Below are 22,320 nucleotides of genomic sequence, written 5' to 3'. Positions count from 1 at the left end.
CCATGCCTATCAGCGGTAAAACGCGCGTCGTCGTGCACTTGACCTACCCCGCCAAACACCTGCGGACACCCGAATTCTTCAACCCGTTGCTGGAACGCCTTGGCTACGACGGCGTGCTGGTGCCATGGGAAGTCTCGCCGGCGAACCTGGCCACTGCCTGGCAAGGTTTGCGCGGTATTGAAAACCTCGCGGGGGTGATCGTCACCGTGCCGCACAAGCTGGAGGTGGCAACCTTGTGCGATGAACTCAAAGGCACTGCCCTGCTGCTGAAAGTGTGCAACGTCGCCAAGCGCCTGGCGGACGGACGCTTCACCGGACGTATGTTCGATGGCGACGGTTTTGTCGCCGGCCTGAAAAAACAGGGCCATGACCTGGGCCGCAAACGCGTGCTGCTGTTGGGCGCCGGCGGCGCGGCCACCGGCATCGCCCACGCGTTGCTGGCCGAAGATATCCAGGAACTGGTGATCAGCAATCGCACACCGGCCAAAGCCGAGGCGCTGGCACTGGAATTGCGCCTGATGTTCCCCGGCAAAAGGGTCAATGCCGGCCCTGCGGATGCCAGCGGCTTTGACGTGGTGATCAATGGCACCGCCTTGGGCCTCAATGCTCGAGATCCGCTGCCGCTGCCCGTCGAGACCCTCGCCGCCGGCACGATTGTCGGTGAGGTGGTGATGAACCCAGACATCACGCCCCTGCTCACCGCAGCGGCCGAGCGTGGCTGCATCATCCATAAAGGTGCGCACATGATCACCGGCCAGGTGGACCTGCTCGCCGAGTTTCTGTTTTCCCAAGCGGGCGTTTGAGCGCCCGTTTTTACTCCCCAAGGAAAGACCATGAAAAAGACAGCAATCGTCACCGGCGGTGGTTCGGGTATCGGCCTGGCTACCGCGCAACGCCTGCACGCGGATGGCTATGAAGTGTTCACCGTCGGGCTGGGCGAGCCCGAGCAACACATTTCCGGCATCCACTATCAGGAACTCGACGTGACCGACGACGACGCGGTGAACCGCTTCTTCGCCCCGTTCGAACGCGTGGATGCCATCGTCAATGCCGCCGGGATCATCGACCACAACCGCGAGTGGGAGCTGGAAGGCTTCGGTCGGGTCATGGACGTCAACCTCAACGCCGTCCTGCGCATCACCAATGCCGCCCTGCCCGGCTTGAAAGCCGCACGCGGTGCGGTGGTGAATTTCGCCTCGATGTGGGGGATTTTTGGTTCGGCGAAAACCCCCGCCTACGCCTCGAGCAAAGCCGCGATCTCCGAGCTGACCCGCTGCATGGCGGTGGCCTGGGCGACTGACGGCGTGCGCGCGAATGCGGTGGCGCCCGGCTGGATCCTTACCAATCTGTCACGACGAGCGTTCGAAGACCCGGCCCGTTCGGCCGGAATCATGGCCCGCATCCCGATGAAAAGCTGGGGGGCACCTGAGGACGTGGCGAATGTGATTGCGTTCCTGGTCTCCGACAACGCGCGCTATGTCACCGGTACTACGCTGCCGGTCGATGGCGGGTATTCCGTCGCCTGAGTAGACGCTGGCTATTTGAGTGCTTGACCGTCTAAAAACATGATATATCATGCATCACTATAAGATCGAGACTGCGGCGACTGGCCGTCGAGACTCAAATAACAACGAGCAATACAGTGAGAGGTGCTGAATGAATCTGGTTTTCGGCTCGCCCGGACGGTACGTCCAGGGCACTGAAGTACTTGCCCAGGCGGGTACCTACCTGGCGCACTGCGGGCGCACTGCCGTGGTGGTCATCGACAGCTACGTGCTGGGCCTGATTCGCGAGCGGCTCGATGCCACTTGCGCTGAAGCCGACGTGGCATTGCACTACCTCACCTTCGACGGCGAAATCACCGCCGACGGGATCGCCGGTTTGCGCGCTGCCGCTGCAGGCATTGCGTTTGACCTGATCCTGGCGGTCGGCGGCGGCAAGTGCATCGACGCCGGCAAGGCCCTCGCCCATAGCTCGGGCCGTGCACTGGTGACCATGCCCACCGTGGCCTCCAACGATGCGCCCACGTCGAAAAACTATGTGGTCTATGACGCCCATCACCAACTCAGCGAAGTCGGCCATCTGTTAGTCAGCCCGCGCTACGTGCTGGTAGACACCGGGCTGATCGCCCAGGCACCGCGCGCATTCCTGCTGGCGGGGATCGCCGATGCGCTGACCAAGAAATTCGAAGCCGAGCAGTGCTTCAACGCTGGCGGTGTCAACATGTTCGGTGCACGCCCGGCGCTGTCCGGGTTGGTACTGGCGCAGGAGTGCTACCGCGTTATCCGTCAATACGCCGAACCGGCGCTGGCCCAAGCTGGCAGCGGTGAAGTGACGGTGGCCTTCGATCATCTGATCGAGGCCGTGCTGCTCATGAGCGGCCTGGGCTTTGAGAGCGGCGGCCTGTCCATCGCCCATGCGATGACGCGCGGCCTGTCGAAAATCCCTGGCGCACAACAACAGGTACACGGCTGGCAAGTCGCGTATGGCTTGCTGGTCCAGCTGATACTCGAAGACCGTGACGCTGAACTGCTGGGCGACATGCTGGGTTTCTATCAACGTATCGGCCTGCCCCGCAACTTGTCCGAACTGGGCGTGCCTGTTATCGACCGCGCGGTGCTGATGCAGGTCGCCGAGCCCACCTTGAAAGCGCCTCACGCCCGCAACTTTGCCACGGCCTCGGGCAACCCGCTGACGTGTGAAGACCTGATCGCGGCCATGCGCGCGCTCGAAGGATTGACCCACTGAGCCATCCACAACTGAACCCACACCCCACCCGTTGAAGTTCAAGCCCCGCGCCTGAAAGTCGACTTCAACACATTCATGCCTGTGATTGGAGGTAGAGATGTCTGCACCCCGAAAAACGCTCGAACAGTGGCGCGCCAGCGATTTTGTCCCCGATGCCGTGACCGTTGCACGGCTCAAGGACCGGGCGAAATTCGTTCGCCTGGAAACCATTCGCCTGATCGAAATCGCCAAGACCGGCCACTACACCTCGGTGTTCTCCGCCGCCGAGTTGTTTGCCGCGCTGTACTACGACGTGATGACGATTCGCCCCGAAGAACCGAAGTGGCCGGGCCGCGACCGCTTCCTGATGGGCAAGGGCCACGCTGCCGTGGGCCAGTTCCCGATCCTGGCGGACCTGGGCGTATTCCCCAAGGAGTGGCTCGATGAATACACCCGCCTGGGCAGCCCTCTGGGCGATCACCCTGACATGCGCAAAGTACCCGGTATCGACTTCTCTTCCGGCTCCATCGGCCACGCCCTTTCCGGCGGCCTGGGCATGTGCCTGGCCCAACGTTTCACCGGCGAAACCTATGACGTGTTCGTCATGCTCGGCGACGGCGAAATGCAGGAAGGCCAGGTCTGGGAAGCCGCCATGGGCGCCGCCCATCACAAGGCCAAGCACCTGATCGCGATTGTCGACCGCAACGGCTTCCAGCTCGACGGTTCGGTCGACGACGTCATCGGCGTCGAACCGCTGGATGAAAAATGGCGCGCGTTCGGCTGGGAAGTGCACGTGATCGACGGGCACAACATCGCCGAAGTCACCGAGACTCTGCGCCGCGTAAAAGCCGATGAGAGCCGCGACAAACCCGTCTGCATCATCGCCAAGACCGTCAAGGGCAAAGGCGTCTCCTACATGGAGACCGAGCCCGGCTGGCACCTCGGTTACCTCGACCCGGAAGATGCCAAACGCGCTATCGCTGAAATTGAAGCCATGGAGATCTGAACATGAACGCCCCTCTTTCCCCCAATTCTTGGCAGTACCGTGGCCTCAACGCGATGAACCCGGGCCTGTCGTTCCTGTCCGACGCGCTGATCGACCTGGCCCGCGAAGGCTACCCGGTGATGGCTGGCTCCGCTGACCTGCAGTACTCCAACGGGCTCAACAAGTTCGCCAGCGAGTACCCCGAGCGCTACATCCAGTTCGGTATTTCCGAACAGAACATGGTCACCGCCGCCGCCGGCCTGGCCACCTGCGGAGTCATGCCGTTCGTGGCAACCTTCGCCTCGTTCCTCGGCCTGCTGTGCTGCGAGCAAATCCGCATGGACGTGGCCTACTCGGCACAGCCGGTGCGCCTGATCGGCCACCACACCGGGATTTCCCTGGGCTTCTACGGCACCTCGCACCATGCCACCGAAGACATCGCCACCATGCGCTCGATTGCCGACCTCGCGGTGGTCTCGCCGGCCGATGGTGCGCAACTGGCGGCGGCGATCAAGGCGTCTGCCACCTATGACAAGCCGGTGTATTTCCGTATCGGCCGAGGTCGCGATCCGGTGGTCTACGACGCCGATGTGGTCTTCGAGTTCGGCAAGGCCCATGAGCACATCGAAGGCGAAGAACTCACAATCATCGCCTGCGGCATCACTGTGCACGCCGCCCTGGAAGCAGCCCGCAAGATGAATGCCGAAGGTCGTTCGGTGGGTGTGATCGACATGGCCTCGATCAAGCCGATCGACCGTGACGCGATCCTGCGCGCCGCCGCTCGCAGCAAACGCATGATGACCGTCGAGGAACACAACGTGCTCGGTGGCCTGGGCGCCGCCGTGGCGGAAGTGCTGGCCGACGAAGGTGTCGGCGTGAAGCTCAAGCGCCACGGCATCTACGACGAATACAGCCTGATCGCCCCGCCGACGCACCTGTACCAGCACTACAAACTCGATGCCGCCGGAATCGAGGAAGTCGCCCTGGCCCACCTCAACGCCTGACGCCTGCCCACGGGAGCGAGCGTGCTCGCTCCCACGCGGTACCCCATTTCTCGGAGCCAATAATGAATAACATCACCGAGACCCTGTCCGATCACGCGATCGGGCACGGCAAGACACGCACGTCCCTGCGCAAAAAATCATTGGTCGCCACTGGCGTTGGCAACTTGCTGGAGTGGTTCGACTGGACCATCTATACCGTGGCCTCGGTGTATATCGCCGCCGCCCTCTTCGACAAAAGCAATCCCACTTCCGCCCTGCTCAGTACCCTGGCGGTGTTCGCCGCAGGTTTTGTACTGCGCCCGATTGGCGGGATCTTCTTCGGCATCCTCGCCGACCGGTTGGGCCGACGCATGGTGCTGCTCAGCACGATGCTGCTGATGGCCGGCGCCAGCCTCTTGATCGCGTTTATTCCCTCCTATGAGTCAATTGGCAGCTGGGCCTCCGGACTGCTGTTGCTGGCCCGCTTGATCCAGGGCTTCGCCCACGGCGGCGAGACCACCACGTCGTATGCCTATATCGCCGAAATCGCCCCGCCGAAACGGCGTGGGCTGTGGTCCAGCACGGTGTTTCTCGCCGTAGGGTCCGGCTCGTTGCTCGCGACGTTCTACATGGCACTGCTTACCGGCTTGCTGTCCACCAGCGAAATGCAGGAATGGGGCTGGCGCCTGCCCTTCGCCACCGGTGGCCTGCTGGCGGTGTTTGCCTTGTGGTTGCGGCGCAACATGATGGAAAGCGAGCACTCGCCAAGTGTCGGTGCCGAGTCGTCGGCAGCGGCGTGGAGCCGTGGCAAGATCCTCCAGCACGGTGTACGCCTGTTCCTGTATGAAGCCGGCGCGACATTGACCTACTACACCTGGGTCACCTCGGCGTCGATCTACGCCATCAGCGTCAAGGGCATGGACCCGCGCAGCGCCTTCACCATGAGCTGCATTGCACAGGTGATCTACCTGGTGTTCCTGCCCATTTCCGGGTGGCTGTCGGACCAGTGGGGCCGCAAGATTTCCGCGTTGATTTCGCTGCTGGGGATTGCCGCCACGCTATTCCCGCTGTGGGGCTTGATCTCCAGCGAGCCGTGGACCTTGATGGTGGCGCAAACCGCCGGCCTGTTGTTGGTCGGGTTTATCACCGGCTGCAAGCCGGCATCGATTTCCGAACAGATTCCTACCCGTTATCGCACACGCATGTTCGGGGTATGCATCTCCCTGGGCGTGGCGGTGTTCGGCGGCACGGCGTCGTACCTGACCACCTGGCTGTACTCGGAGAATATCGGCTGGATGTTCAATATCTATTTGATCGTGGTCGCGGTCATCGCCAGCGCCGTGGTGTTGATGTGGAAGAACAACCACGGCGTGCCGATCGACAAAATCTGAAGGCGTCGGGAGCAGGCAAGCCCTGCTCCCCCGCTGCCGTCAGCCGCCCAGTGCGCTGACCAGCGCAGCCTGGTTCTGCCATTGCGCGGTCTTGACCTGGGCCAGCGCGTTCTGCGCCGCCAACTGCACCCGCTGCGCCTGCAGCACATCCAGAAACGGCGTTTCCCCGGCCTGCCAGGCGCGCTGAATCTGCTCGGCCGCCGAACTTGCCTGACTCGCCGCACTGGCCAGGAACTGTTGGCGCTCAGCATTGCGCTGCGCCGCCGCCAGGGCCGACTCCACCTCCGACACCGCGGTGAGCACCGTACGCCGGTACGCCAGCAACGCCTGCCGCGCCTCGGCATCGCGCAAGTCGACGACGTTGCGTCGCCGTCCGCCGTCGAGTACCGGCACGCTGGCATTCACCCCGGCCAGCCAGAATGTCGAGTTGGCCAGGCTCGCCGCACTCACGCCGTCGATCAACGAGCCAAGTGCCGCCGACAGGCTCAGGCGCGGCATCAGGTCCGCCTTGGCCACGCCGACGCGCGCATAAGCGCCAATCAGGCGCGCTTCAGCGGCACGTACATCCGGGCGACGACGCAACACGTCGGCCGGTGTACCCGCGTCAAGCAACGAGACCGTGGCCACCGTTGCCGGGGTCGCCGTGAACTGCTGGTACAGCGTCTCGGCAGGCTCGGCGAGCAACACCGACAGCCGATGCAGCGAGCGCTGCCAGCTGAGTTGCAGCGCCGGCACTTGCGCGGCGGTGGAACCAGACTGCGAACGGGCGCGCAGCAAGTCGGCTTCCGGGCTGCCCCCGGCGGCGTACAACTGCTCGGTCAGTTGCAGCGTCTCGGCCTGGCTCGCCGCACTTTGCTTGACGATAGCCAGCCGTTCCTCCAGGCCACGCGCCTCGGCGTAGGCCTGCACCACGTCGGTGATCAGTGCAATGCGCACCCCTTGGGCCTGCTCCTCGGTGGCATGGAAATCGGCGTCGGCCGCCCTCACCCCTTCACGAATACGGCCAAACAGGTCGATCTCCCAGGCTGCGCCCAGGCCAACCGACCTCGGCTCGGTGATCAGCGGGTCGCTGAACCCCGCCTGGTCGGCCGAGATCCGCTGGCGCGCGGCGCTGGCGTCCAGGTCCACCTGTGGGCTGCCGGATGCGTCAGCGATGTTGCGCAGGGCGCGCCCGGCATCAATGCGGGCCAGGGCCATCTGCAGGTCAAGGTTTTCGGCCAGGGCACGCGCCACCAGGCGGTTGAGCAAGGGGTCCTGATACAGCGTCCACCATTGTGCCGGCACACCCAGTGGCCGCGGGGTTTGTGCGTTGACGAATTGCGCGACCGGCGCCTCAATGCTCGGAGGCTGCACCGGTGAGGCGCAGGCGCTCAGCAGTGCTGCGCCGAGCAGCAAGGCCGGCGTACGTAGAAGATCATTCATGGGACAGCCCCTGTTGAAGTTGGATCGAGCGTTCGCCACCGGCCAGGCGGCGGATCAAGACATAAAACACCGGCGTGAACAGCAGCCCGAACAACGTCACGCCGATCATGCCAAAGAACACCGCCGCGCCTACGGCCTGGCGCATTTCCGAACCTGCGCCCTCGGACATCACCAACGGCAGCACACCGAGGACAAACGCCAGCGACGTCATCAGGATCGGCCGCAAACGCAGCCGACACGCTTCGACCACGGCGTCGACGATGCCCTGCCCTTCCTTCTCTTGTTGCCGCGCCACTTCGACGATCAGGATCGCGTTCTTCGCCGCCAGCCCGACCAGCACGATAAAACCGATCTGGGTGAGGATATTGATATCCAGGCCCATCAGGCGCACACCCCCGGCCGCGGCCAGCAGGCACATCGGCACAATCAACAGGATCGCCAGCGGCAGGCTCCAGCTGCCGTACTGCGCGGCGAGCACCAGGTACACGAAGATCACGCACAGCGGGAACACCAGCAGCCCCATGTTGCCGGCAGTGGTCTGCTGGTAGCTCAGGTCAGTCCACTGGTAGCTGATGCCGGCCGGCAGCGTTTCCCGGGCCAGGCGCTCCATGGTCTGGATGCCAAATTCAGAACCCAGTCCCGGCAACGTATCGCCATTGATTTCTGCGGTCGGGAACAGGTTGTAGCGCGGGAAGCGCTCCACCCCGAGAGCCTCATGCAGGCGGGTCACACTGGCAATCGGCACCATCTGGCCGGCGTCGTTGCGCACCTTGACCCGCGCCAGGTCTTCGGGCGTTACGCGGTACGGCAAGTCAGCCTGCGCCGTGACGCGATAGGTACGGCCTACCAGGTTGAAGTCGTTGATGTAGGACGAACCAAAGTAGGTCTCGATTGCCTGGTTGATCTGGCTGCTCGGTACGCCGAGCATTTCCGCGCGTTCACGGTCCAGTTCGACGAACACCTGCGGGGTGCGGGCGGAGAACGGTGAATACACGCCGGTCATGCCCTGGGTAGCGTTGGCAGCCGCGATCAGTGCATCGGTGGCCTTGGCCAAGGCTTCGGTGCCCAGGCCAGCAGTGTCCTGCAAGCGCATCGAGAAACCACCGGTACTGCCCAACCCCTGTACCGGCGGAGGCGTGGCGACAATCACCGTGGCGCCGCTGACAACTTTGAGGCGCTCACGCAGGTCTGCGGCGATCTTGTCTGAGGTCAGCCCGTGCTTCTTGCGCTCGGACCAGGGCTGAAACACCGGGGCCAGGCCGGCGGAGTTGGATGAACTGGTACCAGTCACCATCGAGAACCCGGAGAACGTCGGCACTCGATCCACCCCAGGCACCTGCAGCGCAATGGCTTCGATCTGCTGGGATATCGCGTTGGTACGTTCCAGCGACGCGCCGTCAGGCAATTGCACGATCACCACCAGGTAACCGCGATCCTGAATCGGGATGAACCCTTTGGGCGTCGACACCAGCAAGTACGCGGTGGCGGCGATCAGCACCGCATAGATCGCCAGCATCAATGGCGTCCGCCCCACCAGCCCGCGCACGCTGCCGGCATAGCTCGCCGAGAGTTTCAGGAAGCCACGGTTGAACCCATTCGCCGCACGCTTGAGCAGGCCGATGTTTGCCTGCTCTGCTTCAGGTGCATGCCGGCGCAGAATCATCGCCGCCAACGCCGGCGACAAGGTCACCGAATTGAACAGCGAGATCGCGGTGGCCACGGCAATGGTGATACCGAACTGGCGGAAGAACTCACCGGAGATGCCGGGAATGAACGCCGTCGGAATAAACACCGCACACAGCACCAGCGTGATGGCGATCAGTGCGCCACCGATTTCCTGCATGGTCACCAGCGTGGCGTCCAGCGGGCTCTTGCCATCGGCCAGGTGCCGCTCGACGTTCTCCACCACCACGATCGCGTTATCCACCACGATGCCGACCGCCAGCACCAGGCCGAACAGGGTCAGGTTGTTGATCGAATAACCGAGCATCGCCATCACGGCGAACGTGCCGACCAACGACACTGGAATCGCCAGGATCGGAATGATCGACGGCCGCCAGCCCTGCAGAAACACCATGATCACCAGCACCACCAGAATCACGGCTTCGTAGATGGTCTTGCCCAGCTCGCCGATACTGTCGGCGATAAAGGCGGTGGGATTGTAGCCAATGCTGTATTCGATGCCCTCGGGGAAGTCCTTGCCGATCTTCTGCATGGTCTCCTCGACCACTTTCATCGTCGCCAGGGCATTCGCCCCAGGACGCTGCAGTACTTGCAGACCAATCGCCGGATTGCGCAGGTAGTAGGTGTTGTTGACGTAGGCCAGCCCGGCGATCTCCGTACGCGCCACGTCCTTGAGCCGCACCAGGCGCCCGCTGGCCCCCGACTTGAGCACGATGTTGTCGAAGTCGGCTGGCTCCTTCAGGCGTCCTTCAAAGATCAGGTTCGGCTGGAATGCCTGGGAGGCCACCGGCGGCTGGGCGATCACGCCGCCGGCTACCTGGGTGTTCTGCGCACGCACTGCGGCGATGATGTCGGCCGGGGTCAGGTTGAAGGCCGCCACACGCTCCGGGTCGAGCCAGATGCGCATCGAATATTCGCGTGCCCCCAACGGGTTGATGTCACCCACGCCATCGATGCGCTTGAGCACGTCGGCGACATTGCGGATCGCGAAGTTCGAGACATACAACTGGTCGTAGGTGCCCTTGGGCGACGAGATGAAAATCGTCGACAGTTGCGTCGGCGACGACTTGCGCACCGTCACCCCACTGCGCTGCACCGGCTCCGGCAAGCGCGGGGTGGCCAGCGCCACTCGGTTCTGCACCAGCACCTGGGCCTTGTCCACGTCGGTGCCGCCCTTGAACGTGATGGTCAGGTTCAGGCTGCCGTCGGACGTCGCCTGGCTGTACATGTAGAGCATGTCTTCAACGCCGTTGACCTCCTGCTCGATGGGGATTGCCAGGGTTTCGGCCACGGTCTGCGCCGACGCCCCGGGGTAGGTCGCGGTGACTACTACTGTAGGCGGGGCGATGTCCGGGTATTCGGAGGTCGGCAACACCAGGTAGGCCAGGCCGCCGACAATCAGCAAAACAATCGACAGCACAATGGCCAGTACCGGCTGTTCGATAGAGGTACGTCCCAGGTTCATCGCTGTGCCTCCAGCGGCGCACTGGCGGTTGCGGTATCACCGGCGCGCACGCGCTGCAGGCCGTCGACAATCACGCGGTCCTGTTCCTGCAGGCCGGCGGCGATTTCGCGCAGGCCGTCATGCAATTTGCCCAGGGTCACCGGACGAATCTCGACCTTGTCCTGCGGGTTGAGCACGTACACCACTTTGCGCGTCGCATCGACACTGATCGCAGTGTCCGGCAGCAGCAACGCCGGGTAGGCCGCCTGGCTGGAGAATTGCACCCGGCCAAATTGCCCCGGGCTCAGCTGCAGGTCCTTGTTACTCACGCGAGCACGCTGGCGCAGGGTGCCGGTGGAGGGGTCGAGCCGGTTATCGATAAAGTCCATGCGCCCGCTCATGCTCGGCTCGCTTTCGCCGGGCAAGGCGATCCGCACCTGGCTCTGGTTGCCGCCGGTATGCGCCTGGCGCCGGTACTTGAGGTAGCTCTGCTCATCGATATCGAAGTAGATATCGATCGGGTCAATCGACACGATGGTGGTCAACAACGTCGCGCTGCTGTTGCCGCCGTTGACCAGGTTGCCCTCGCTGATCAGCTTGCGGCTGATGCGCCCACTCATGGGCGCAGTAATGCGGGTGAACTCCAGGTCCAGCCTGGCATTGCTCAACGCCCCTTCGGCACTCAACACTTCGGCCTGCGCCGCCTGACGCGCCTGCAAGCGCTGGTCGTAAAGGCTGCGCGCGATCGTCCTGGACTCGATCAGCACCTTGGCGCGGGCAAACTCCTGCTCGGCCAAGGCCAGTTGCGAACGCACCTGCGCCAACTTGCCCTGGGCCTGGACCACCGCCGCCTGGAACGAACGGGAGTCGATCACGAACAGCAGATCACCTTTCTTGACGATGGCACCGTCCTGGAACGCGACCTTTTCCAGATAGCCACTGACCCGCGAGCGCACTTCCACCGAGTCGGTGGCTTCGAAGCGCCCGGTGAAACTGTCCCAGTCGGTGATCACCGATTTCACCGGTTTGCTCACCGTTACCGTGGGGGCCACCGATGCCGGTTTCGCGTGGTCTGCGCCACAGCCGCTCAACGTCGCGAACACGGCCAGGCTGATGCCTGAAAGTGCCGCACTTTTAACCCAGTTGGGCTTTTTCAGGGACAAACAGCTCCCCTTCCCCTGTATAGAAGAATGCACGTCAGTTGCTCCGTAATGGAATGTTTTAAGAGAGGATCAAGAACAACAAGTTAACCCGTGACCCACTTTCATTTATTTGAATAGAAAGGAATTTTCCGTGACTCAAGGACTTAGATAAACCACGTTAAAACGAAAACAATATTGACCCCCAGGCAAATAACCGAGGTAAAAAAAGATGGCCTCTCAGCCACCTTTTTAAATAACCGGTATTAAAGCCCGCGCGTCAAAACTCAATCACCTGGCGTACCGCACTGCCGTCGTGCAAACGGTCGAAACCTTCATTGATATCGTCCAGTTTCAGTCGCCCACTTAGCAGCCGATCCACCGGTAGCCGGCCATCGCGGTACAGCGCAATGAAGCGTGGAATATCACGCAGCGGTACACAGGTGCCGATATAGCTGCCCTTGAGCGTGCGTTCCTCACCCACCAACTGCACGACGTTGACCGGCAGCGCCGAGCCCGGTGGCGGCAGGCCGGCGGTCACGGTCATGCCGCCGCGCCGAGTCATTTGCATGGCATTGTCCAGCGCACGGATGGAGCCGGCCATTTCAAACACATAGTCGGCCCCGCCGGCAGTCAACTGGCGGACTTGCTCGACGGCATCCGCATCGCCGCCATTGACCACGGCGGTCGCACCGACGTCCCTGGCCAGCGCGAGTTTTGCCGGCGACAGGTCGACCGCAATGATCTGGCTCGCCCCCGCCGCTCGCGCCCCCAGCACCGCCGCCAGGCCTACCCCGCCCAGGCCGATCACCACGGCCGTGGCGCCCACGCGCAGCTGCGCGGTATTCACCACCGCGCCGACGCCCGTCAGCACCGCACAGCCGAACAGCGCGGCCTCGACGAAAGGCAAGTCGCGGTCGATCTTGACCACCGAGTTGCGTGACACCACCGCGTATTCGGCAAACGCCGACACCCCCAGGTGATGATGCACCTGCCCGGCCGCACTGCTCAGGCGCACCGCGCCATTGATCAAGGTGCCTGCCGCATTCGCCTTGGCGCCTGGCTCGCACAGCGCTGGGCGGCCTTCGGCGCAGGGCAGGCAGTGGCCGCAACTGGGCATGAAGACCATGACCACATGATCACCCGGCTCGAGGTCGCTGACCCCGTCGCCCAAGGCTTCAACCACCCCGGCCGCCTCATGGCCGAGCGCCATGGGCATCGGTCGCGGGCGATCGCCATTGATCACCGACAGGTCGGAATGGCACAGGCCGGCAGCCCGGATGCGCACAAGCACCTCACCCGGCCCCGGCGGCGCCAGCTCAATGGTCTCGATGCTGATCGGCTTGCTCTGGGCGTAGGGCGGGGCAACCTTCATGTGTCTGAGGACAGCAGTTCTGACTTGCATAGGGTGTCTCCAACGCAGCGGGATCGATAATCAATGGACCCCACTATGCCCCATGCGATCCCTGGCAAAAATGCATCGCCGGGCGCAGCAGTTTGGAATTGAATTCGCAACGCGCCAGGGACGCCAGCTGTGCGTTGAGTTCTCAAATCTTGTGCCCGCGCGCAGCGTTCTCCGGCCACGGCTCACTGCTTATGCTGACCCCACACGATGACAGCACTGAACACAGTGCGCCTGACATGAGGGTTTCATGATGTCCGCAGCAATCCCCCGCAAAAAACTGGTCGAGGCCGCCCCCCATGCCTCGTTCGACCTGAATGCAATCGTCAAGACCTTCCCCGAGAACGCCGACACCCTGTTGGTGGACACCCGCCTGACCGACGAAGATGAAGCCAGTGGCCGTGTGTTCCGGGTGTATCACCCGACGCCGGCGCACTATCACGCCACCTGTGACGAGTACCTGATCATCCTGTCCGGCCGCGCGCGCTTTTTCATGGGTGACCGCGAACCGTTCGAAGTGGGTCCGGGCGAGATGCTGTTCTTCAAGAAGTTCACCATCCACGGCATGCCGGAAATCCTCGAGCATCCGCTGTTCATGGTCTCGGTCGACACACCGCGACGCGACCCCAGCGACATCATCTTCGTCGACCCGGCCGCCGGCACCGCCGCCTCCTTCGTGCAGGCATTGACATGAGCACCCAGGCCCTGGAGATCGTGGCGACGTTCCCGGTCGAGCGGCCGGGCAACCCTACCGTCATGCCGGATGGGCGCGTGCTGGTGTCCGTCTCGGCGATCATCGCGCCGCCGTTCTCGGTGCGTGCCGTGACCGTCGACGGCGAGCACCCGCCTTACCCGAATGCGCGCTGGGCGGGCAAGCCCGACACGCAGGGCCACGGTATGTCGGCGGTGATCGGCATCCGCACCGACCCACAGGGTATCGTGTGGATTCTGGACATGGGCGGCCCGCAGCAACAGCCACGCCTGATTGCCTGGAACGACCAGGAAAACCGCCTGCAACGCCTGATCGTGTTACCGCAGAATGTGCTGCGCCCCAGCTCCTTCACCCAGGATTTCGTGATCGACTGGCGCCAGCAACGCATCTACATCGCCGACATGACGCTGAACCCGGTGGGCACCAGCGACTACCCGGCGATCATCGTGGTCGACCTGCAAACCGGGTTGTCATGGCGTGCGCTGGAGTGCCATCCAGCCTTGATGCCGGGCGATGAACCGCTGCAAATCGCGGGGAAAACCCTGGCCCTGCGTACCCCGGAAGGCGAAGTGATCCCTTACCGCTACGGCCTGAACCCCATCGCCATCGACCCGCTGGGCCGCTGGGTGTACGTCGGCTCGATGTCGGCGCGCCAGGTCTATCGGATCGCCGCAACAGTACTCGCGCAGCCGGCCGATGCTGCACGACTGGACGCCGCCGTGGAGTACTGGTGCGAAAAACCCTGTTGCGACGGCTTTGACGTGGATGCCGAAGGCAACGTCTACGTGACCGACATCGCCAACAACGCCATCGGCCTGGCCTCCCCCGCGGGCTATCGCATCCTCGCCCAGGACGACCGGTTGCTCGGCTGGCCGGATGGCGTCGAACTGGATGCCCAGGGCCGCTGGCTCTACATCACCGCCAATCAACTGCACCGTCACCCCTTGCTCAATGCGGGCGAGGACGACAGTCGGCCCCCCTTCCATGTATTGCGTCTGCGAGTGGACGCGCCCATGAACCCAGAGGTAAAACCATGAGTGAAGTACGTGTCTCGATTGCCATTGCACGCCCGGTCGACGAAGTCTGGTCGGTGCTCGGCGGCTACAATTGGCTGCCGCGCTGGCTGGACGTCATTGCCAGCAGCAACCTGAGTGACGGTGGGCGTCTGCGCCAATTGAAAACCGCCGACGGCGCACTGATTGTCGAGCGTTTGCTGACGTTTGACGAAGACGCCCGGCAGTACAGCTACGCCTTGCTCGAAGGCCCGTCGCCGGTAATCGATTATGTCGGCACGATGGCGGCCAAGGACGATGGCAAAGGCGGCACACTGGCGAGCTGGTCCAGCACCTTTATCGTCCAGGGCGCGGAAGAGGCTGAGGTTGTCGCGCATTTCGAGGCGCTGTATGCCGCCGGGCTGCAAGGCCTCAAGCGCGTGGTCGAAGCCCAGGCTTAACCACGCGTCATAAACGCCTGCAGACGCGGCACCATGAAGTCGAGGAAGGTGCGGATACGCTGGGGCACGTGCTGGCCGCCCTGGTACAACGCGTGCACTTCCTCGCAATCATGCCCGTTGTGCGCCAGCAGCTCGACGAGTCGGCCCGCGGCGATATCCTCGTCGATATGAAAATCGGCCAGGCGCGCAATGCCCGCGCCGGCGATAGCCATGCGCCGGACCGTCTCGCCGTTGTTGGCTTGCAGGTTGCCCTGCACGATGCGATCGACGATGCGGCCACTCTGGTTCATCGGCCAGACCGGGGTGGCACGACGGAAGTTGAAGCTCAGGCAGTTGTGCTCGCTGAGGGCTTCGAGGGTTTCAGGCACGCCGTGCTTTTCCAGGTACAGCGGTGAAGCGACGATCTTGCGCCGCGCCACGCCGATGGTCCTGGCACGCAGGGTCGAGTCACTCAAGACACCAACCCGGAACGCGACGTCCGTGCGGTCCAGGTACATATCGACGATGTCATCGCACAGCGACAGGTTAATCTGGATATTCGGGTGAGCGTCCCAGAACGCCGGCAGGTTGGGCTCGATGGCCAAGGTGCCGAACGCCACCGAGGCATTGATGCGCACGGTCCCACGGGCTTTCTGCGCGCCCTGGGCCAATACCCGCTCCACATCATCGAGGTCAGCCAGCAAGGCAATGCTGCGCTCGTAGTAGATGCGTCCTTCGTCGGTCAGCGACAGCTTGCGAGTGGAGCGCTCCAGCAGGCGCACGCCGAGGCGCAGCTCAAGGCGAACGATCAGTTTGCTCACGGTCGAGGGCGTCATCAGCATCTGGCGCGCGGCCTGGGAAAAACTGCCAGCGTCCACCACGCGCACAAACACCGACATTTCACCCGCTCTGTTATCCACGTTCGTTGCTCCACTGGCTGATTAGTGAAAAATTATCACAAACGCCGAGGGTGCAGAGGCCGATAAACCGCTGCCTTATTCACTTGTCTTGTGAAACGGATTCACCTCACGGGTCAGGAAATCGATCAATGCCCGCGCCGCCGCCGACAGTTGGCGATGCGGTGCGAAGATCACCGAGAACGGCCGCGAACGCCCTGCCGCCTGTTCCAGCAAGGGCACCAGCCGTCCGCTCCGGATGCGCTCGCGCACAATAAACTCGTAGGTCTGGCAGATCCCCATGCCGTGCTCGGCCAGCGATACCGTGCCCAGGACATCATCGGCTACCAGCACAGTCGCCTGGGGCAGCCACTCTCGGTCAATTCCCTGTTCGCGAAATAGCCAGGGGCCGACGCGGCCGCTGCTGGGCATCACGAACGGCAGGCAGGCATGCGCAGACAGGTCATCCACGCTCAATGGAGCGGCCACGCGGCGCAGGTAGTCGGGCGCGGCGACCACGCACAGCGACGCATCTTCCAGCTTGCGCCCGATCAGGCCGCTGTCGGGCAAGGCCCCGAGGCGGATGGCCAGGTCATAGCCTTCGGCGACGAGGTCGACATTGCGATTGCTGATGCTCAATTCGATGCTGACCTGGGGGTACTGCCGGTGGAATTGGCACAGCAGGGGCGGCAACCGGAAGTGGCCGTAAGTGGTCGGCACGCTGAGGCGCACACGGCCGGTCAATGCGCCTTCCTGGCCCTGGATCGAGCGTTCGGCATTGTCGATCAACGAGAACGCCGCGCGGGACTGCTCGAGGTAGAGCACACCGGCCTGGGTCAGGCTCAAGCGTCGAGTCGTGCGCCGCAACAGCTGCACGCCCAGACGCGTCTCCAGGCGAGAAATCGCACGGCTGACCACCGACGGCGTCGTCGCCAAACATACTGCACCCGCGCTCAGGGAGCCTTTTTCCACCACGGTGACGAAGACTTCCACATCCGCAAGATAATCGAATCGACGGCTCACTTTTGCCTCCAACGAACAGGTTCTGTTCTCGCCAGCGAGTTTATCGCCACCGCAGGCATGAATATAGTGCGCCGAGCCTTCCGGCCCTCTCTTCTCAATCAGGAACGCCCATGCGCACACTCAGCCGAATCGCCCTTGCAATGACGGTATTCACCACGGCACTTCACGCCCAGGCCAGCAACGTGCTGGTGGTGCTGTCCGATGCCGACCACCTCGACCTCAAGGACAACAAAGTCTTCTCCACCGGGTTTTATTTGAACGAACTCATGCAGCCGGTGAAATTGCTGCTCGACGCCGGCCACTCGGTGACCTTTGCCACGCCCACCGGCAAGGCTCCGACGCTGGATAAATCCTCCACCGACGCGGCCTATTTCAACAACGATGCGGCGGCCCTGCAGGTGCACAAGGTGCTGCTCGAACGCCTGAAAATCACCTCGCCGGGTGAGTCGCCGGTGATCAGCCTGTCGCGCGTCGAACAGATCGGCTACGAGCAGTTCGATGCCGTGTACGTGCCCGGTGGCCATGCGCCGATGCAAGACCTGCTGCACAGTGCCGAGCTGGGCAAACTGCTGAAGCACTTCCATGCCAACCAGAAAACCACCGCGCTGGTCTGCCATGGTCCGATTGCCCTGCTCTCGACCTTGTCCGACCCGACGTCCTTCACCCAGCAGCTGGAAAACGGCAACCCCGCCACCGCGACCGGCTGGACCTATGCCGGCTATCAATTCACGGTCATCAGCAACCAGGAGGAAGAACTCGCCAAAGGCCTGCTGAACGGCGGCGCCATGAAGTTCTATCCCCAGACGGCACTGCAACACGCCGGTGGCACCTACAGCAGCAACACCTCGCCGTGGACCAGCCATGTGGTCATCGACCGTGAGCTGGTGACGGGGCAGAATCCGGCGTCGGCACTGGATGTGGGCAAGGCGATCCTCAAGCGTCTGCCGGCCAGGCCCTGACTACCCAGCTGTGCATTGCAGTCAAGAGTATTGTGCGCGCCAGCGCATTTTTCTCCCGACCTGCGGCAGGGATACTACGGCGCATCAACCGTAGTAATGCCCTGCCTTGCACAGGGCGCAGGAGACTGGATGAACACGCACTTTCAACGTTTGCTCGGCCCGACACAATTCTCGATCGGCCTGGAACTGCCACTGGACAATGACTGGTCCACTGCTGGCCAGCGCCTGCGCGTCACCGAGCAACGCCCCTTTGGCGTGCCCGACATCAAACAGCATGCCCAACTGGCGAAGCTCGCGGACACCGTGGGTTTCCGCGCGCTGTGGGTGCGCGACGTACCGGTCTACGACCCGCACTTCGGCGACGCCGCACAGGTGTTCGAGACCTTCTCTTACCTGGGCTACCTTGCCGGAATCACCGACAACATCATGCTGGGCACCGCCGCAGTGGTGCTGCCCCTGCGTCAACCGTGGCTGACCCTCAAGGCCGCCAACAGCATCGACGAGTTGAGTGACGGACGCCTGCTGCTCGGCGTTGCCAGTGGTGACCGGCCGATGGAATACCCCTTGTTCGGCGTCGACTACGAGCAACGCGGCGCGCTTTTTCGCAGTGCCGTCGAACTGCTGCAGACCCAAGGAGCCGGACGCCTGCCCCAGGGTGCCGAGTTGTTGCCGCAACGCAAGGAAGCTTTCCCGCTGCTGGTGGCCGGGCTTGGCCAACAATCGCCAAACTGGATCGGCGAGCATATGGGGGGCTGGCTCGCCTACCCCGGAACCGCCCAGGAACACCGGCGCCGCGTGCGCCTGTGGCGCGAAGTGGGGGGCGACAAACCCTACATCACCTTCCTGCACCTGGACCTTGAAGCCGACCCGCATGCACCGATGAAAACCTTGCGCTTCGGCGGGCGTGGCGGGCGAAACGCATTGATCGAAGAGCTGCAGGCGCTGCGCGAAGCCGGCGTGCAACATGTGGGCTTGCACTTGCGTCACAGTGCCAGGCCCATCGTCGAGGTCATGGAAGAGCTCGCCGAACATGTGTTGCCCCGGTTCCACGGCGCCGCCTGACAGCCGCTCAAGCCCCACGGCGTGGGGCTTGTTTCACACGATGGCGCGAATCGTGCCGCCCTCCACGCGCATTGCCATGCCGTTGAGCGCCGGTGAGGCCGCCAGGTGCAGCACGCTGCTGGCCACTTCCTGCGGCTCGATCATGCGGCGGATCAATGAAGTCGGTTCGGTTTCATCGAAGTAGGCTTGCACCACCTGCTCGGCAGTGATGCCCTTCTGCGCAGCGATTTCCCGGTGATAACACTTGACCGCCTCGGTGCTGGTCGGCCCCGGCAGTATTGAGTTGACCCGCACCGCGGTGCCTTTGGTCAACTCGGCCAACGCCCTGGAGATACCCAGCAGACAGGTTTTCATCGCGCCGTAGTGCACCATCCACGGTTGTGGCTTGATCGCGGACTCACTGCTGATAAACACAATCGAGCCATGCCCGCGATCCAGCATGGCCTTCATCACCAGGCGCGTCATGCGCACCCCGCTCATCACATTCACATTGAAGTAATGAAGCCACTGGGCATCGTCGGTTTCGAAAAAATCGCGGACCTCGAAGATACCCACGTTATTGATCAGAAAATCGATCGGCCCCGCCTCAAGCGCCAGGGCGACCAGGCGCTCCGGGGCACCTTGCGCCGTCAGGTCCGCGACCATCCCCCGACTGTGTTCACCCAGCTCCTGGAGCGCTGAGTCGAGCTCCTCCTGATGCAGGCCGCTGACGACCACGCGGGCGCCTTCAAGGATGAAACGTTGAGCAATGGCCAGGCCAATGCCGGTTGCGCCACCGGTGATCAGCGCGGTTTTTCCGGTCAGTTGGTAATCCATGTGTGCCGCCTTCTTTTGTTGTTTTGCGCACCATCATGCCCCAAGCCAGGAGCGAGGATTTTCAACCATTGGCGAAGACTCAATCCGCAAAGACTGAAGAAACGATCAGCGCCGTTGAGGCGACAACTGCGGCGCGAGCCTATCCAGCAGAAAGTCGATAAAGACGCGGACGCGGTGAGGCAGTTGCTGGCCGGGACCGATAAATACCGCATGAATCGCTTCGGTTTCACCGCTGTCGTAAGCCTGCAGAATCGGCACCAGGCGCCCGGCATCCAGGTCGTCCTGGATATGAAAGCTTGCCAGCCGGGCGATCCCCAGCCCTGCCAGGGCACAACGACGCAGGCTCTCGCCATCACTGACCAGCGTGTTGCCCTTGGGCTCGATCTCGACGCGCTGGCCATCGGCGCCTCGGAACACCCAGGCCTGGGAGTGCCGATGGAAGCCGAAACTGAGCCGATTGTGCCGTTGCAGCTCGTCCAGATTGTCCGGCTGGCCGCAGCGCGCAATGTACTCAGGCGACGCCACGGTGAGCAGGCGGCTCTCCCCAAGACGCCGCTGCACCAGGCTGGACTCCTTCATCGGGCCGGTACGGATGGCAATGTCGGCACGCCGCTCCAGCAGGTCGACGACGGTGTCGGTGAGTTCGATATTCAGGGTGATGTCCGGGTACGCGGCGAAAAAACCGGGCAGCAAGGGCAACAAGCAATGCTGCCCAAACGGCAGGTTGGCGTTGACCTGAATCAGCCCGCTGGGTTTGGCGACATTGGCGATGTCGCGCTCCGCCGAGTCGATCAGCTCCAGGATGCGCAGGCACTCGCTGTTGAATCGCTCACCTTCGGCGGTGAGTTCCAGGCGCCGCGTGGAGCGGTGCAACAGGCGTGCCCCCAGCCGCGTTTCCAGGCGTGCGATCAATTTGCTCACCGCCGACGGCGACATGTCCAATTGCCGCGCTGCCTCAGAGAACGTCCCGGCATTCACGACCCGTGTGAACACTTCCATCTCGCCGGAACGATTGACGTCTTTGATATTTAGCATGAAGTGAATTCACAGATATTTGTCATTCAAGCAGTCTAGCTCATATACAAGACCGACCGTATGGTTAAGCGTTCCAGTATCTGGAGCGCCTGTCCTTTGCGCCCGCGAAGGCCAGTCATCAAACAAGAAATGAGGAGAAGACAGTGAAGATTTTCGTGACCGGCGCGACCGGCTACATCGGCGGCTCCGTCGCCAAATACCTGGTGGATGCAGGCCATCAGGTCAGTGGCCTGCTGCGCAATCCACAGCAGCGCGAGGCCCTGCAGGCGCTGGGTATCACCCCGGTGCTCGGGACCCTGGATGACGCCTGCATTCTCAGCGAACAGGCACGCCTGGCCGATGTGGTGGTCAACGCCGCAAACTCCGACCACCTCGCCTCCGTAGAAACCTTCATCAAGGCGTTGAGCGGCAGCGGTAAAGTGCTGCTGCACACCTCCGGCTCCAGTGTGGTCGGTGACGACGCACGAGGTGCTTACGAACGGGCGGATATTTTTACCGACGAGACGCCCTTTACCCCGATGGACATTCGCAAGGACCGGGTCGAGATCAATCAAATCGTGCGCCGCGCCGGCGTCGAACAGGGCATTCGCAGCATCGTGTTCTGCCCCACGATGATCTACGGCGAATCCCTGGGCGTCGCGTCGAAAAGCGATCAATTGCCCAAGCTGTTCGCCCAGTCACGCAAATATGGCGCCGGTGCGTACATGGGCGCCGGCGTGCATCGCTGGTCCAATGTGCACATCGACGACCTTGCAGAACTCTATCGACTGGCCATTGAGAAAGCGCCATCGGCCTCGCTGTTTTTTGCCGAAAACGGCGAAGCCTCATTCCTTGAAATTGCCACCTCCATCAGCAAGGCCCTGGGTTTCAACGGCAATATTCAAAGTTGGCCTGCCACTGAAGCGATCGCCGAGCTGGGCGATTGGGCACGCTTCGCGATCGGTTCCAACAGCCGCGTGCGCGCGGTGAACGCGCGTGTCCTGCTGGGCTGGAATCCTCAGCGCGAGTCGATCCTGCAGTGGATCGAAAACAGTGGTGTGCAGTGGTGACAGCTGCACGCTCATTCGGTTGATCAAGAGCTCACTTCGGTGAGCTTTTTTACGCGCGTATAAACCCCGGCAGAAAAATCCCAGGCAAAAAAAAGCGTGCGACCAGCACGCTTGATTCAAGCGCCTCGTCGCACGCCAGGCCCAGCCGGGCCTGAAAAGA

At 62.8% G+C, this 22,320-nt stretch carries 20 protein-coding genes; 12 read left to right on the top strand and 8 right to left on the bottom strand.

What is annotated here, in order from left to right:
- Positions 1 to 2 precede the first annotated feature (2 nt).
- The 6 genes from JFU04_RS09940 (at position 3) to JFU04_RS09915 (ending at position 6,086) form a co-directional block, all read left to right on the top strand.
- The gene (locus tag JFU04_RS09940; protein ID WP_065905622.1) at positions 3 to 803 is read left to right on the top strand and encodes a shikimate dehydrogenase family protein; all 801 of its coding nucleotides are present in this window, start codon (positions 3 to 5) and stop codon (positions 801 to 803) included.
- Between the two features lie 30 nt (positions 804 to 833).
- Positions 834 to 1,526, top strand: a complete 693-nt coding sequence (locus JFU04_RS09935; RefSeq protein ID WP_201143963.1) for an SDR family NAD(P)-dependent oxidoreductase — start codon at positions 834 to 836, stop codon at positions 1,524 to 1,526.
- A 130-nt stretch (positions 1,527 to 1,656) separates the two neighbouring features.
- Entirely contained in the window at positions 1,657 to 2,748 is a 1,092-nt protein-coding gene (locus tag JFU04_RS09930) for a glycerol dehydrogenase (RefSeq protein ID WP_201143962.1), read from the top strand.
- Between the two features lie 97 nt (positions 2,749 to 2,845).
- Positions 2,846 to 3,733 (top strand): transketolase, encoded by an 888-nt coding sequence (locus JFU04_RS09925; protein ID WP_201143961.1) that lies wholly within the window; start codon positions 2,846 to 2,848, stop codon positions 3,731 to 3,733.
- A gap of 2 nt (positions 3,734 to 3,735) precedes the next feature.
- Complete coding sequence (locus JFU04_RS09920) at positions 3,736 to 4,716, top strand: transketolase family protein (protein ID WP_201143960.1); 981 nt, start codon at positions 3,736 to 3,738, stop codon at positions 4,714 to 4,716.
- A 62-nt stretch (positions 4,717 to 4,778) separates the two neighbouring features.
- Entirely contained in the window at positions 4,779 to 6,086 is a 1,308-nt protein-coding gene (locus JFU04_RS09915; RefSeq protein WP_065905617.1) for an MFS transporter, read from the top strand.
- Between the two features lie 39 nt (positions 6,087 to 6,125).
- On the opposite strand, the gene JFU04_RS09910 is transcribed toward JFU04_RS09915, so the two are convergent.
- The 4 genes from JFU04_RS09910 to JFU04_RS09895 all read right to left on the bottom strand — a co-directional run bounded on the left by JFU04_RS09910 (position 6,126) and on the right by JFU04_RS09895 (position 13,179).
- Positions 6,126 to 7,508 (bottom strand): efflux transporter outer membrane subunit, encoded by a 1,383-nt coding sequence (locus JFU04_RS09910; protein WP_201143959.1) that lies wholly within the window; start codon positions 7,506 to 7,508, stop codon positions 6,126 to 6,128.
- Positions 7,501 to 10,656 (bottom strand): efflux RND transporter permease subunit, encoded by a 3,156-nt coding sequence (locus tag JFU04_RS09905; RefSeq protein WP_201143958.1) that lies wholly within the window; start codon positions 10,654 to 10,656, stop codon positions 7,501 to 7,503. The genes JFU04_RS09910 and JFU04_RS09905 overlap by 8 nt, the downstream gene beginning before the upstream one ends.
- The gene (locus JFU04_RS09900; RefSeq protein WP_065905614.1) at positions 10,653 to 11,798 is read right to left on the bottom strand and encodes an efflux RND transporter periplasmic adaptor subunit; all 1,146 of its coding nucleotides are present in this window, start codon (positions 11,796 to 11,798) and stop codon (positions 10,653 to 10,655) included. The genes JFU04_RS09905 and JFU04_RS09900 overlap by 4 nt, the downstream gene beginning before the upstream one ends.
- A gap of 256 nt (positions 11,799 to 12,054) precedes the next feature.
- Entirely contained in the window at positions 12,055 to 13,179 is a 1,125-nt protein-coding gene (locus JFU04_RS09895) for a zinc-dependent alcohol dehydrogenase family protein (RefSeq protein WP_065905613.1), read from the bottom strand.
- Positions 13,180 to 13,426: 247 nt separating this feature from the next.
- On the opposite strand from JFU04_RS09895, the gene JFU04_RS09890 reads away from it, so the two are divergent.
- The 3 genes from JFU04_RS09890 to JFU04_RS09880 are packed head-to-tail and all read left to right on the top strand — an operon-like array spanning position 13,427 to position 15,341.
- Complete coding sequence (locus JFU04_RS09890) at positions 13,427 to 13,870, top strand: cupin domain-containing protein (RefSeq protein ID WP_226940006.1); 444 nt, start codon at positions 13,427 to 13,429, stop codon at positions 13,868 to 13,870.
- A complete protein-coding gene (locus JFU04_RS09885) occupies positions 13,867 to 14,925 on the top strand; it encodes an L-dopachrome tautomerase-related protein (protein ID WP_201143957.1) in 1,059 nt (352 codons plus the stop codon). The genes JFU04_RS09890 and JFU04_RS09885 overlap by 4 nt, the downstream gene beginning before the upstream one ends.
- Positions 14,922 to 15,341 carry an SRPBCC family protein gene (locus JFU04_RS09880; protein WP_120448126.1) on the top strand — a complete coding sequence of 140 codons (420 nt, stop codon included), beginning with the start codon at positions 14,922 to 14,924 and terminating at the stop codon, positions 15,339 to 15,341. The genes JFU04_RS09885 and JFU04_RS09880 overlap by 4 nt, the downstream gene beginning before the upstream one ends.
- On the opposite strand, the gene JFU04_RS09875 is transcribed toward JFU04_RS09880, so the two are convergent.
- Together JFU04_RS09875 and JFU04_RS09870 are read right to left on the bottom strand one after the other, a co-directional pair.
- A complete protein-coding gene (locus JFU04_RS09875; protein ID WP_201143956.1) occupies positions 15,338 to 16,240 on the bottom strand; it encodes a LysR family transcriptional regulator in 903 nt (300 codons plus the stop codon). The genes JFU04_RS09880 and JFU04_RS09875 overlap by 4 nt on opposite strands.
- A 75-nt stretch (positions 16,241 to 16,315) precedes the next feature.
- Positions 16,316 to 17,239 carry a LysR substrate-binding domain-containing protein gene (locus JFU04_RS09870; RefSeq protein WP_201143955.1) on the bottom strand — a complete coding sequence of 308 codons (924 nt, stop codon included), beginning with the start codon at positions 17,237 to 17,239 and terminating at the stop codon, positions 16,316 to 16,318.
- A 110-nt stretch (positions 17,240 to 17,349) separates the two neighbouring features.
- On the opposite strand from JFU04_RS09870, the gene JFU04_RS09865 reads away from it, so the two are divergent.
- Together JFU04_RS09865 and JFU04_RS09860 are read left to right on the top strand one after the other, a co-directional pair.
- Complete coding sequence (locus JFU04_RS09865) at positions 17,350 to 18,198, top strand: type 1 glutamine amidotransferase domain-containing protein (protein ID WP_201143954.1); 849 nt, start codon at positions 17,350 to 17,352, stop codon at positions 18,196 to 18,198.
- Between the two features lie 129 nt (positions 18,199 to 18,327).
- Positions 18,328 to 19,260, top strand: coding sequence for a TIGR03571 family LLM class oxidoreductase (locus tag JFU04_RS09860; protein ID WP_201143953.1), 933 nt, complete (start codon positions 18,328 to 18,330; stop codon positions 19,258 to 19,260).
- 33 nt (positions 19,261 to 19,293) lie between these two features.
- On the opposite strand, the gene JFU04_RS09855 is transcribed toward JFU04_RS09860, so the two are convergent.
- Together JFU04_RS09855 and JFU04_RS09850 are read right to left on the bottom strand one after the other, a co-directional pair.
- Entirely contained in the window at positions 19,294 to 20,076 is a 783-nt protein-coding gene (locus tag JFU04_RS09855) for an SDR family NAD(P)-dependent oxidoreductase (protein ID WP_201143952.1), read from the bottom strand.
- Between the two features lie 105 nt (positions 20,077 to 20,181).
- Entirely contained in the window at positions 20,182 to 21,111 is a 930-nt protein-coding gene (locus JFU04_RS09850) for a LysR family transcriptional regulator (protein ID WP_065905605.1), read from the bottom strand.
- Positions 21,112 to 21,254: 143 nt separating this feature from the next.
- Here JFU04_RS09850 and JFU04_RS09845 point away from each other — a divergent pair, with 143 nt between their 5' ends.
- On the top strand, positions 21,255 to 22,160 hold the full coding sequence (locus JFU04_RS09845; RefSeq protein WP_201143951.1) for an NAD-dependent epimerase/dehydratase family protein: 906 nt from the start codon (positions 21,255 to 21,257) through the stop codon (positions 22,158 to 22,160).
- The last annotated feature ends 160 nt before the right edge of the window (positions 22,161 to 22,320 follow it).

The organism is Pseudomonas sp. TH21, from assembly GCF_016651025.1.
GTDB lineage: Bacteria > Pseudomonadota > Gammaproteobacteria > Pseudomonadales > Pseudomonadaceae > Aquipseudomonas > Aquipseudomonas aylmerensis.
The sequence above is the reverse complement of the archived record's forward strand: the minus strand, read 5'-3'. Positions and strand labels throughout refer to the sequence as shown.